Raw genomic sequence first — 12,358 nt, forward strand, 5'->3', positions numbered from 1 at the left:
AGCGATACCGGGCACTGAAAGGTCCCGACTATACCTCACCGCTTGTTCAACACCCGCGCCAGGCGATCGCCGCCCACCTGAATCACCGCCACCAGCACCACCAGCAGCACGATCACCGTGAGCATGATCTGCGTGTCGAAACGCTGGTAGCCGTAGCGGTACGCGATGTCGCCCAGCCCGCCGGCACCGATTGCGCCGGCCATCGCCGAGGAATTGATCATGGTTACCAGAGTGATGGTGAAACCGCCGACGATCCCCGGCAATGCTTCAGGCAACAGCACATGCCAGATGATGTGCCGGCGCCGGCAGCCCATGGCCTGGGCGGCTTCGATCAGGCCGTGGTCGACTTCGCGCAGGCTCACCTCGGCGATCCGTGCAAAAAACGGCGTGGCGGCGATGGTCAGCGGCACCACCGCCGCCCATACACCGTAGGTGGTGCCGACGATCAGCCGGGTGAACGGGATCAGCGCCACCATCAGGATCAGGAACGGAATCGAGCGGAACAGATTGACGAACGCCCCCAGCGCCCGGTTCAACGCGGGTGCCTGGTAGATGCCGCCCTTGTCGCTGGTCACCAGGAACACCGCCAGCGGAATCCCCACCAGCAAGGCGATCAGCGAGGACACGCCGACCATCAACAGCGTGTCGAGGGCGCCCTGCACTAAACGATCAAGCCACATAACCCAATACCTCCACCTGTTGTGCAAAGCGCCCGGCGCGCTGGCGCAAGGCATCGGCGCCGTGGTCCGAGCCACTCACCGCCAGCAGCAGTTGCCCCAGGGCGTGGCCCTGAATGCGTTCCACGCCGCCATGCAGCAAGCGCACACGGCCGCCCAGTGCGCTGAACAGCGCGGCCAGGTCCGGTTCGTCAGTGGCACTGCCGGTAAATTGCACGCGCAGCACCACGGCCGCCTCGGCTAAGGTCGGCAGGTCCCGCAGACGCGCTTGCAGCTCCGGCGGCAAGCCTTGCTGCAGGGGCGCCAACAGGGTTTTGCTGACCTCGTGCTGCGGATCGCCGAACACCTGCCACACCGGGCCTTGCTCGACGATGCGTCCGTGTTCCAGCACCACCACGCGGTCACAGATCTCGCGAATCACCGCCATCTCGTGGGTGATCAGCACGATGGTCAGGCCCAGGCGTCGGTTGATCTCGCGCAGCAGGCCAAGGATCGACTGGGTGGTTTCCGGGTCGAGGGCCGAGGTGGCCTCGTCGCACAGCAGGATCTGCGGGTCATGCACCAGCGCGCGGGCGATGCCCACCCGTTGTTTCTGCCCGCCGGAGAGCTGCGCGGGGTAGGCCTGGTGTTTGTCGTTCAGCCCCACCAGTTCGAGCAATTCGCGCACCTTCTGCTCGCGCTGCAGCTTCGGTACACCGGCGACCTTGAGCGGCAGCTCGACGTTCTGCCACACGGTCTTGGCCGACATCAGGTTGAAATGCTGAAAGATCATGCCGATGCGCCGCCGCAGCGCCACCAGGTGGTCTTCGTCGAAGTCGCCGATGTCCACCTGATCAATCAGCACGCGCCCGCTGCTGGGCTGTTCCAGGCGATTGATGGTGCGGATCAGCGACGACTTACCGGCGCCGCTGCGGCCGATGATGCCGAACACTTCGCCGCGCTGGATCGCCAGGTCGATGCCTTGCAGCGCATGCACCGTACCGTCGTAGGTCTTGCCCAGGTTGATGAAGCGCACATGGGCGCGGTTCAGGTCCGGATGCAATTCGGTGTGCTCGGCGTGTCTGGGCGGCACCGCGAGGTCGCGCCGTTGAGCGTGGGCGGCGGTCATACTCAGCCCTCCCAACCGACTTGGTAGAGCTTGCCGAGGGATTTATCCAGCGCGGCGCGCACCACCTGCGAATGCTGGTAGATATCGACGAACTTGATCACCCGTGGGTCGGTTTTGCTCTTGGGCTGGACCACGAACTGAATCACGTATTCGGGGTGGTCGAGGCCGTCGAACAGCAGGGCCGACTCGGCATCGAAGGTTTTCGACAAGCGAATATAGGCCGGGTAGCCCTGCACCAGGTCCGCATCGTCATAGGCGCGCACCAACTGCACGGCTTCCACTTGCAGGATCTTGATGTTTTTCGGGTTGGCGACGATGTCTTCTTCAGTGGCCTTGTAGCCCACGCCCGGCTTGAGGGTGATCAGCCCGGCTTTGGCCAGCAATTGCAAACCGCGGCCGCTGTTGATCGGGTCATTGGCGATCGCGACGCTGGCGCCTTGTGGCAGGTCGTTGAAGCTTTTGTACTTTTTCGAATACAGCCCGACGTTGTTGATGATCCCCGGTGCGTACGGCACCAGGTCAAACCCGGCGGCGGCCTTGGCGTTTTCCAGGAACGGGATGTGCTGGAAGTAATTTACGTCGATATCGCCGGCCGCCAGGCTCACATTGGGCGCGATCCAGTCGGTGAACTCCACCAGCTCAACCTTCAAGCCTTGCTTGTCGGCTTCGGCCACGGCGGCTTCCAGCGGAATCGCGAAGGCTGCGGTGGTGCCGACTTTCAGCGGCGCCTCGGCGGCGAACAGCGTCGAACTGAACAGCCCGAAGGCCAGGGCCAGTGCTTTGACTGGGTGGGAGAGCAGTTTTTTTTTCATGGTCGATTTCCAGTCATAAGGTATTTGTACAAACGTGCAGATCCACATTTTTTTGTTCAGTGGCGGTAGGTGGAACCGGTGTGGTGTTCGGGTAGACGGGCGCTGCCTTGGAAGACTTTTTCTCTTAACGTTCCTTGCTCATATTCAGTCTTGTACGACCCGCGCCGCTGCAGTTCCGGCACCACCAGATCGATGAAATCGACGTAGCTTTCCGGGGTCACGATGCGTGTGAGGTTGAAGCCATCCAGGCCGGTTTCGCTGATCCACGATTCCAGCTCGTCAGCCACCTGTTGGGGCGAACCGACCAGGGTGATGTAACGCCCGCCGAGCGCGTGCTGGTCCAGTAACTTGCGCCGGGTCCAGTCGTTGTTTTGCAGGGTCTTGGTGGCCGATTGAATGGCGTTGCTCTTCACGTACTGGATCGGTTCGTCCAGTTCGTAGCGGGAAAAGTCGATGCCGGTGGAGGCCGAAAAGTGCGCCACGCCCGCTTCCGCGCTGGCGTAGCTCAGGTACTCGGCGTGTTTCTCCCAGGCCAGGGCCTCGGTGGCGCCGACGATCACATTGATACCCATGAACACCTTGATGTCCTCGGGGTTGCGTCCGGCCTTGAGCGCGCTGGCGCGCACTTTGTCGACCTGCACCTTGGTCGCGGCTTTGTTCTGCCCGCTGATGAACACGCATTCGGCATGTTGCCCCGCGAACGCCAGACCGCGCTCGGAGCTGCCGGCCTGGAACAGCACCGGCGTGCGCTGCGGCGACGGTTCGCACAGATGGTAACCCTCCACCTGGTAGAACTCGCCGTGGTGCTCGACCTTGTGCACCTTGCCCGGCTGCGCGTAGACGCGTTGCTGCGGGTCGTTGAGCACCGCGTCGTCCTCCCAGCTGCCTTCCCACAGCTTGTAGAGCACCTGCAGGTACTCATCGGCCTGGTCGTAGCGACGGTCATGCTCAACTTGTTCAGTGAGGCCCATGGCCTTGGCGGCGCTGTCCAGGTAGCCGGTGACGATGTTCCAGCCCACCCGGCCATTGCTCAGGTGATCGAGGGTGGACATGCGCCGGGCGAACAGATACGGCGGCTCGTAAGTGAGGTTGGCGGTCAGGCCGAAACCCAGGTGGCGGGTGACCGCCGCCATCGCCGAGACCAGCAGCAGCGGGTCGTTGACCGGCAGTTGAATCGACTCCTTGAGCGGCACATCGACCGATTGCTGGTAGACGTCGTACACGCCGACGATATCGGCGATGAACAACCCATCGAACAACCCGCGTTCCAGGGTCTGCGCGAGATCGGTCCAGTAGGAGAGGGTTTTGTACTGGGTCGAGGTGTCCCGAGGATGGGTCCACAGGCCGTGGTTGATGTGCCCGATGCAGTTCATGTTGAAGGCATTGAGCAGGATTTTCTTTTTGCTCATCAGATCGTCCCCCGCAGTGGCGGGTTGGCGTCGTTGAGGTAGTAATTGCCGACCGCGTGATACTTCCAGCGCACCGGGTCGTGCAGGGTGTGCACTCTGGCGTTGCGCCAGTGGCGGTCCAGGCCGTGTTCGGCCAGGGTCGCCTGGCTGCCCGCCAGCTCGAACAAGGTGCTGCCGGCGGCGAGGGAAATCTCGGTGCTCAAGGCGCGCACTTCGGCCACCGCAATCGAGGCGGCCGCGACGTGTTCGGCGTTGCTGTCGGCCTGGGCGCGGTCGAGGTATTCGCCGGCGCGCTCCAACAGAGCTTCGGTGGCATGCAGACGCACGCTCAAGTGGCCGAAGCTTTTCAGGGTCAGCGGGTCTTCGCTGGCCTTGTCGCTGGTGGCGTCGATCCACGGGCGGGTCTTGGTGCGCACAAAGTGCAGCGCATCTTCAAAAGCGGCGCGGGCGATGCCGGTGTCGATGGCGGCGTGCAGGATCTGCGCCAGCGGGCCCACGGTGGTCGGGCGCTCGAAGGCGCTCTGGAACGGCACCACGTCCTGCGCCGCGACCCACACGTTATCGAACACCACCGAGCCACTGCCGGTGGTGCGCTGGCCGAAACCGCTCCAGTCGTCGATCACATTCAGGCCCTGGCTGTCGCGGGGCACAAAGGCCAGTTGCTGCACGCCGTGCTCGTCCACCACCGAGGTGGGAATGCGTTGGGCGTAGAGCGCGCCGGTGGCGTAGAACTTGCGCCCATTGATGCGAAAACCGTCGCCGTCGCGGGTCAGGGAGGTCACGCGGTCGTGGGCTGTTTTAGTCCCCAGTTCGGCCAGCGCATTGCCGAAACGCTGGCCGGCGAGTACCTCGGCGTAGAGACGTTGTTGCTGGGCGGCGCTGCCATTTACGCGCAGCACTTGCAGGGCATAGAAATGGTTCTGCGGAATCTGTCCCAGGGACGCATCGGCCTGGGCGATCAGCGCGATGACCTTGGCCAGGGTCACGTTGGACACGTCGGCACCGCCGTAGGCTTTGGGCACACTGATGCCCCACAGCCCGGAGCGCGAAAACGCGTCCAGCTCGGGCCACGGCAGACGGCGTTCGCGGTCGCGCTGGGCGCTGTCGCGGCGAAGGTCCTCGGCCAGGTCACTGGCTACAACAAGGGCCTGTTCGTCGCTGGTGATCACCGCGACGTTGGTAGAGAAAGGCATAGAGGTCTCCAGACGTCTGGTCGGTTAAATCCAGGAGTGCCGAGCGGGCAGGGTGCCGTTGAGGCGATAAGCGCCGACCGCGTGATACTTCCAGCGCACCGGGTCATGCAGGGTGTGCACGCGGGCGTTACGCCAGTGGCGGTCGAGGTTGAATTCGGCGAGGGTGGCGCGGCTGCCGGCCAGTTCGAAGAGCTTTTCGCTGACCAGCAGCGACACTTCGGTGGTCAGCACCTTGGCCTCGGCCACGGCAATCGACGCACGTGCCGCCGACTGCGCGGTGATCGGCGCGGCGCTGACCTGGTCGAGCACCTGGCCGGCCTTGCGCAGCAAGGCTTCGGCGGCGTGCAGCTCGATTTTCAGTTTGCCGATATCGGCGATCACGTAGGGGTCATCGCTGGCGCGTTCGACCTTGGCGTCGATCCACGGGCGCGAGCGCTCACGCACGAAAGCGATGGTGTCTTCCAACGCGCCGCGTGCAATACCGGCGTCGATGGCGGCCTGGATCAATTGCGAGACTGCCCCCTGGACGTTCGGGCTCTGGCCGAGGCGCCAGTTGTCCACCACCAGGTCGGCGTCCACAGGGACTTGATCGAGCAACACCGTGCCGCTGGCGGTAGTGCGTTGGCCGAAGCCGGACCAGTCATCCACAATGCGCAGCCCTTCGCTGCCACGGCGCACAAACGCCATGACTTGCTTGCCGTCGTCGTTGAGCGCCTTGATTGCGACCCAATGAGCAAACAGCGCGCCGGTGGAGTAGAACTTCTGGCCGCTGACGACATAGCCGTCGCCTTGGGCGGTGAGGCGTGCCTTGAGTTCCAGGGTATTTCTGGTGCCGCGTTCCGGGCCGCCGTTGCCGATGCGCCAGCCGTCGAGCACGCTCTGGAACAATTGCTTTTTCTGACGCTCGGTGGCCGTGTTCTGCAGCAGGTGCAGGATGCCGAAATGGTTCTGCGGGATCTGCCCGAGCGCCGGGTCGGCCGCGCTGATGATCGCGAACACCTCGGCCAAGGTCACAAAGGACACCTGCGGGCCGCCGTACTCGCGGGGAATGGAAATGCTGCCCAGCCCGCTGCGGGTGAACTGCTCGATCTGCGCCCAGGGCAGTTTGCGTTGCTGGTCGCGCGTGGCGGCCTGCAGGCGCGCGGCCTGGGCCAACTCGCGGGCGGCGTCGAGCGCTTCTGCGTCGTTGCGCAGCACCACGGCCGGCAACAACAGAGGCGCGACATCCGGATGAGTGACAGGGGGTGTAAGAGCCAAGTTAGACATCAGCGCCGCTCCTTGGCTGCACGCAATGCCCTGGCGTTGCGCACCGGGGTAATTCTGACCATACCGACCTCGCATTCAATGAAATAAAAACAGAAATTCAGAGATGTCCGGTGGTCCGGTGTATATACCCTAAGCTTGTTAAATATTTAAATAAACTAACTTTTAGGAATATACATAGAAGGCATTCACCCCGGTTCGCAGGGGGAGCCTAGCGGCCTTGGGCGATAGGGTGTGGCGGCCCGGGTCGGGCGTGACGGCGCCGACGCGGCGATGCGCAGCGTGCGCGCGGGCGCCCAGCGCGAATTGTTGCCGACGCGGTCCAGCACGCAATACGTCACCTCGAGCCGACAGTCGTCGCCGGCCTCGGCGATCACCGTGGCCGGCACCCACACGTGCACGGCCCGGCCAATGTCGCGTGCCGGTATTTTGGGCAAGTCCATGCGCACGTCGCCCCAGCGCAGGGTGATGGCGTCGCCTGCGGTCATGTTCAGGTACGGCTCGATGGTCAGGGGCACGCCACGGTGCACCTGACGGCTGTTGACGCCGTAGCGGCGGATGGTCTCGGGCAGGCCGACCGGGGCCAGGTTCTGGTTCTCGTCGCTGTATAACGCGGCGGGCTGGCCGCCTGGGGCGTTGGTTTTGACGCGCACCTGCGTCACGGCCGAGCGCGCCGGGCCGTGGCCGATCTGCATAACCTGGTAATACACCTGCGCCAGGCCGTCCTGCACGAAACTTTCCGGTACCCGCAGGTGTGTGGGCGCGCCGACCTTGCAGGCGGTGATTCGCCTTGAGGCGGCAAAGCAGCTGTTCCAGAACAATTCGATCAGGTCACCTTCGTCCATGCCGAGGTACGGCGCGATGGCAACCTGCAACTGAGTGGCCGCCCGTGCATTGATGCCATACCGGTTGGCTTGGGGCAGCGTTGGGGCGGTGAGCGTGGAAGTCATAAGTCATCTCCTTGATGCAGCCAGCAGCAATCGTTCCGGCCCCTTGGCGCGGGTGCGCAGCAGGGCTGAAAGGCACGATTCAATAAATAGCCGGGATAGGATCCAATCCTCTGGGGCTTAGATAAGAGGGTTGGCCAAGGAGCGTCAATGGCGGCAAAAGGCTAAACCGCGGGTTTTAGAATATTCAGAAGGGTCTGACTGCGGAGGGTGTTTTCGGTGGCATCAACCGCAGCGTTTTACACGGCTTGACGAGGCGTTCCTGTAGGAACAGCGGGCTGTGGCGAGGGCGCTGGGCCCTCGCCACAAGAGGCAGGATCAGTGAGCGAGAAACTTGCTCAGGAACTGCCGCGTGCGTTCTTCCTTGGGGTTGGCGAACAGCGCCTTGGCTTCGCCTTGCTCCACGATCACGCCCTTATCGAAAAAGATCACGCGGTTGGCCACATCCCGGGCAAAGCTCATTTCGTGGGTGACGATGACCATGGTGCGCTTTTCTTCGGCCAGGCTGCGGATGGTCGCCAGCACTTCGCCGACCAGCTCCGGGTCCAGCGCCGAGGTGGGTTCGTCGAACAGGATTACCTCCGGCTCCATGGCCAGCGCACGGGCAATTGCCACGCGCTGTTGCTGGCCGCCGGACAGGCGCCGTGGGTAGGCGTCTTCCTTGCCCGCCAACCCAACCCGGGCCAGCAACCTGCGGCCCAGCGCCACCGCGGCATCGTGAGGCATTTTCTTGACCACGGTAGGGCCTTCGATCACGTTTTCCAGCGCGGTGCGGTGCGGGAACAGGTTGAAGCTCTGGAACACAAAGCCCACATGCTGGCGCAGACGACGTACCAGACTTTGTTGCTGGTTGATCGGCCGGCTGCCGTCGATCTCGATATCGCCCACCTTGATGCGCCCGCTGGTGGGAGTTTCCAGAAAGTTGAGGCAACGCAGGAAGGTGGTCTTACCGGAACCGCTGGGGCCGATGATAGCGATGACTTCGCCTTCCTTGACCTCCAGGTCGATGCCGGCGAGCACCACCTGACCGTTGAATTGTTTGGTCAGTTTTTCAACCACGATCATGCTTCAGGACTCCAGGTCATGCCGGTTGACCCGGGCTTCCAGGCGGTTTTGAAAATGCGCCAGGATGCTGGCCAGGATCCAGTAGATCAGCGCAGCGGAAAGATACATGGTGAAGATTTCGAAGGTGCGCGCCGACACCAGTTGCGCCTGGCGAAACAGCTCGGGCACCTGAATGGTAGCGGCCAGCGCCGTGTCCTTGACCAGCGAAATAAAGCTGTTGCCCAACGGTGGCAGTGCCGTGCGCATGGCCTGCGGCAGGATGGCCCGACGCAGGGTCTGCGCGCGGGTCATGCCGATACTGGCCGCGGCTTCCCATTGGCCGCGCTCGATGGAGCCGATGGCGGCACGCAGGATTTCACAGGCGTAGGCAGCCATGTTCAGCGAGAAGCCGATCATGGCCGCCGGGATCGGATCCAGCTCGATGCCCACTTGCGGCAAGCCGTAGTAGATCAGGAACAGCTGCACCAGCAACGGCGTACCGCGAAAAAACGACACGTAGACCCGGGCAATCCCTCGTACCGCAAAGAAGCGCGACAGGCGCATCAAGGCCAGGCCAAAGCCCAGCAGCAGGCCGAAGAACATGCCGCCCAGGCTCAGGATTACCGTGTAATACGCGCCCTTGAGCAGAAAGGGCGCGGAGTCGAGCGCGAGTTGGAAGCCTGCTTCCATTATTGAGTGACGTCAGCGTTGAAGTACTTCTCGGACAGCTTCTTCAAGGTGCCGTCGGCGCGCAGCTGGTCGAGGGCCTTGTTCACTGCCTCCAGCAGTTCAGGCTCGCCCTTGCGCAGGGCAATGCCGGACTCCTGGCGCGAGAATGCGTCGCCAGCAGCGGCGGTGTCCGGGGCTTTTTTGGCATATTCCAGCGCGGCGAGGCGGTCGATCAGGATCGCGTCAATGCGGCCGATACGCAGGTCCTGGAACTTGGTCGGGTCGTCGTTATAGGTCTTGATGATGGCTTTGGGTTGGTTGTCCTTGAGCCATTGTTCGTAGTTGGTGCCCAAGCCTACGCCGACTTTCTTGCCGGCCAGGTCGTCGGCGGTCTTGATGCTGTCCACATTCTTTGTCAGAACCAGCGCCTGGATCCCCGAAACGGTGTAGGGCTTGGAGAAATCGTACTTTTTCTTGCGCTCTTCAGAGATGGTGACCTGGTTGACCACCGCATCCAGGCGCTTGGATTCCAGGGCAGCGAGGATGCCATCCCACGGCGTGGCCTGCAGCTTGACCTTCACGCCCAACTGCTTGGCCAGGGCTTCGGACAGTTCCACCTCGAAACCGCTGAGCTTGCCGCTTTCATCCTGGAAACTGAAGGGTGGGTAAGTACCTTCCAGGCCGATCTTGATCTCGCCAGCCTTCTTGATATTGGCCAATTGTTCGCCGGCTACGGCTTGGCCCAGCCAACCGGCACCGAGTGCCAGACCCAGCGTGCCAACCAGTAACGTGCGACGGAATGCGGAAATAGTCATGAAGAGCCCCTGTGTTTTTTATGTTGAGCGAAGCAGGTGACGCAGTAGGCGTATCCTGCCTTAAAGCGCGAAGCGCGTCTTCGCCTGCGGCGCGACTATAAAGCCGGTTTTTAAGACTTGAAAATAATATAAATGAAAATTCATATTCTTTTTTGGAATATCAACTGCTTCTAATGTGGGAGGCGGCAAGCCCCCTCCCACTCAGTTGAACACCGAGTCATAGGCAAACAGCGCCGGCGCGCCGCCGGTGTGCAGGAAGATAATCGGCCCGTCTTCAAAGCGCTGGCGCCCGATACCGTCGAGCAAACCCGCCATGGCCTTGCCGGTGTAGACCGGGTCGAGCAACAGACCTTCCTGACTGGCCAATAGTTTGATCGCGGCCAATGTGCCTGCATTCGGCTCGCCGTAGCGCGGGGCGAAGTATTCATCCCACAGGATCACCTTGAACGCCTCGGGCAGGCCCACGCCCAGCAGCTCGGCGGTGCGTTCGGCCAGGCCTTGCACTTTGGGACGCTGGGCTTCGTCGGTGCGGGAGACGGTCACGCCGATTACCGGCAGCTGAGGCAATACTTCGCCCAAGGCCAGCGCCAGACCGCTGTGCGTACCGGCGCTGCCCGAGGCGAGCACTACGGCGGCGAAGTCGATGCCGCTGTCTTCAATCTGCGCGGCCAGCTCCAGCCCCGCGCGCACGTAGCCCAGCGCGCCCAACGCGTTGGAGCCACCGATGGGCACCAGGTATGGCTTCCTGCCGTTGCTGCGCAGGCGGTCGGCGAGGGCGTTGAGCTGCTCGTCGACATGATCGAGGTTTTCCACTAATTCCACCTTGGCGTCGAACAACTCCAGCAGCAGGCGATTGCCGTTGCCCAGGTAGTTCGGATCGTCGGTGCCGGTGGGGTTTTCCAACAGGGCGACGCAACCGAGGCCGAGCCTGGCGGCGAGGGCGGCGGTCTGGCGCACATGGTTGGACTGGATCGCGCCGGCCGTTACCAGGGTGTCAGCGCCCTGGGCGAGGGCATCGGCGGCCAGGTATTCGAGTTTGCGCAGCTTGTTGCCGCCCATGGCCAGCGGCGTGGTGTCGTCGCGCTTCACGTAGATGTCCCGGCCCAGCCACGCCGACAGCCGTTCGAGTTTTTCCAGGGCGGTGGCGCCGCCCAGCAGTTCCAGGCGGTTAAAACGGTCGAGCTGTTGTTTGATCATGGTTAAACACGATGGCGAAGTAATGGGTCGACTATAGGCAGGCACTTTTGAACGGGCAACCGTCAATCGCTTATGTCTGATGGTTATGAGCATCACACCATTGGTTCTTAATGGAGGCCGGTGCCCATGCCGTAAAGTGATGGCCATTTCGTCAGGAGTGACAACCGTGAGTGAGCGTTCCAGCCATTGGCAATTGCAGACCATCGTCAGCCAACTGCGCGGTGCCCGCGACCAGTGGCGTACCCGCAATGGCCGCCTGAGCGGCGAGCATGGTGGGCGTGAGTTGCCGTCGCGTGAAGCGGTAGCGCAGATTCTTGAATCGTTGTGCGGCGCGCTGTTTCCGATGCGCCTCGGGCCGGCGGACCTGCGTGAAGAAAGTGAAGACTTCTACGTCGGCCATACCCTCGATGTGGCCCTCAATGCCCTGCTTGCCCAGGCGCGCCTGGAACTGCGCTACGCCGCGCGCCAGGGCGGCCAGGATGACAGTCAAATCGATGCCCATGCCATCCGCCTGATCCAGGGGTTCGCCCTGGCCTTGCCGGCCCTGCGCAGCCTGCTGGACACCGACGTACTGGCTGCCTACCACGGCGACCCGGCTGCGCGCAGTGTGGATGAAGTGCTGCTGTGCTACCCGGGGATCCTGGCGGTGATTCACCATCGCCTCGCGCACCATTTGTACCGCGCCGGTTTGCCGTTGCTGGCACGCATCAGCGCGGAAATCGCCCATTCGGCCACCGGTATCGATATCCACCCCGGCGCGCAGATCGGCCCGAGTTTCTTTATCGACCACGGTACGGGCGTGGTGATCGGCGAGACCGCGATCATCGGCGAACGCGTGCGTATCTACCAGGCGGTGACGCTGGGGGCCAAGCGTTTCCCGGCGGATGAAGATGGGCAGCTGCAAAAAGGCCACCCGCGCCACCCGATCGTCGAGGATGACGTCGTGATCTACGCCGGGGCGACGATCCTGGGGCGCATCACCATCGGCAAGGGCTCGACTATCGGCGGCAATGTGTGGCTGACCCGCAATGTGCCGGCTGGGGCGAACATTACCCAGGCGAATCTGCAGCATGATGATGGGGCACAGAAGTAGAGCGCCTGCACCGGTCATCTGTGGGAGGAGGCTCACTACAAGCCGCCTGTCCACCGCCATCGGGGGGGTTAGCCCTGACTGTATTCCACACCGGTGCCATATTTCGGTCAGCCGTCGCTGAACGATTCCCC

The 12,358-nt window shown here is 62.8% G+C and carries 12 protein-coding genes; 1 reads left to right on the forward strand and 11 read right to left on the reverse strand.

The window, feature by feature from the left end:
* Nucleotides 1-35: 35 nt before the first annotated feature.
* The 11 genes from PSH94_RS01115 to PSH94_RS01165 form a co-directional block, all read right to left on the reverse strand.
* Nucleotides 36-680, reverse strand: a complete 645-nt coding sequence (locus tag PSH94_RS01115; protein ID WP_181081053.1) for a methionine ABC transporter permease — start codon at nt 678-680, stop codon at nt 36-38.
* Nucleotides 670-1,785 (reverse strand): methionine ABC transporter ATP-binding protein, encoded by a 1,116-nt coding sequence (locus PSH94_RS01120; protein ID WP_305436165.1) that lies wholly within the window; start codon nt 1,783-1,785, stop codon nt 670-672. Before PSH94_RS01120 ends, PSH94_RS01115 begins: the two co-directional genes overlap by 11 nt.
* Before the next feature lie 2 nt (nt 1,786-1,787).
* Entirely contained in the window at nt 1,788-2,597 is an 810-nt protein-coding gene (locus PSH94_RS01125) for a MetQ/NlpA family ABC transporter substrate-binding protein (protein WP_305436166.1), read from the reverse strand.
* 56 nt (nt 2,598-2,653) lie between these two features.
* Nucleotides 2,654-4,006: an LLM class flavin-dependent oxidoreductase gene (locus PSH94_RS01130; RefSeq protein WP_253509950.1), complete on the reverse strand. Its 1,353-nt coding sequence runs from the start codon at nt 4,004-4,006 to the stop codon at nt 2,654-2,656.
* Complete coding sequence (locus tag PSH94_RS01135) at nt 4,006-5,199, reverse strand: SfnB family sulfur acquisition oxidoreductase (RefSeq protein WP_285428548.1); 1,194 nt, start codon at nt 5,197-5,199, stop codon at nt 4,006-4,008. The genes PSH94_RS01130 and PSH94_RS01135 overlap by 1 nt, the downstream gene beginning before the upstream one ends.
* Nucleotides 5,200-5,223: 24 nt before the next feature.
* Nucleotides 5,224-6,465, reverse strand: coding sequence for an SfnB family sulfur acquisition oxidoreductase (locus PSH94_RS01140; protein WP_181081048.1), 1,242 nt, complete (start codon nt 6,463-6,465; stop codon nt 5,224-5,226).
* Nucleotides 6,466-6,650: 185 nt separating this feature from the next.
* Nucleotides 6,651-7,412 carry a hypothetical protein gene (locus PSH94_RS01145; protein ID WP_181081047.1) on the reverse strand — a complete coding sequence of 254 codons (762 nt, stop codon included), beginning with the start codon at nt 7,410-7,412 and terminating at the stop codon, nt 6,651-6,653.
* Nucleotides 7,413-7,727: 315 nt separating this feature from the next.
* Complete coding sequence (tcyN, locus tag PSH94_RS01150; protein ID WP_266245416.1) at nt 7,728-8,474, reverse strand: L-cystine ABC transporter ATP-binding protein TcyN; 747 nt, start codon at nt 8,472-8,474, stop codon at nt 7,728-7,730.
* A 3-nt stretch (nt 8,475-8,477) separates the two neighbouring features.
* Nucleotides 8,478-9,143 carry a cystine ABC transporter permease gene (gene tcyL / locus PSH94_RS01155; protein ID WP_181081045.1) on the reverse strand — a complete coding sequence of 222 codons (666 nt, stop codon included), beginning with the start codon at nt 9,141-9,143 and terminating at the stop codon, nt 8,478-8,480.
* Nucleotides 9,143-9,937: a cystine ABC transporter substrate-binding protein gene (gene tcyJ / locus PSH94_RS01160; protein WP_181081044.1), complete on the reverse strand. Its 795-nt coding sequence runs from the start codon at nt 9,935-9,937 to the stop codon at nt 9,143-9,145. The genes tcyL and tcyJ overlap by 1 nt, the downstream gene beginning before the upstream one ends.
* A 201-nt stretch (nt 9,938-10,138) precedes the next feature.
* Entirely contained in the window at nt 10,139-11,134 is a 996-nt protein-coding gene (locus PSH94_RS01165; RefSeq protein ID WP_181081043.1) for a D-cysteine desulfhydrase, read from the reverse strand.
* A 166-nt stretch (nt 11,135-11,300) separates the two neighbouring features.
* Between PSH94_RS01165 and epsC the strand changes: the two genes are divergently transcribed.
* Entirely contained in the window at nt 11,301-12,227 is a 927-nt protein-coding gene (gene epsC / locus PSH94_RS01170) for a serine O-acetyltransferase EpsC (protein ID WP_253509955.1), read from the forward strand.
* Nucleotides 12,228-12,358: the final 131 nt, after the last annotated feature.

The organism is Pseudomonas sp. FP2254 (assembly GCF_030687695.1).
Lineage (GTDB): Bacteria > Pseudomonadota > Gammaproteobacteria > Pseudomonadales > Pseudomonadaceae > Aquipseudomonas > Aquipseudomonas quebecensis.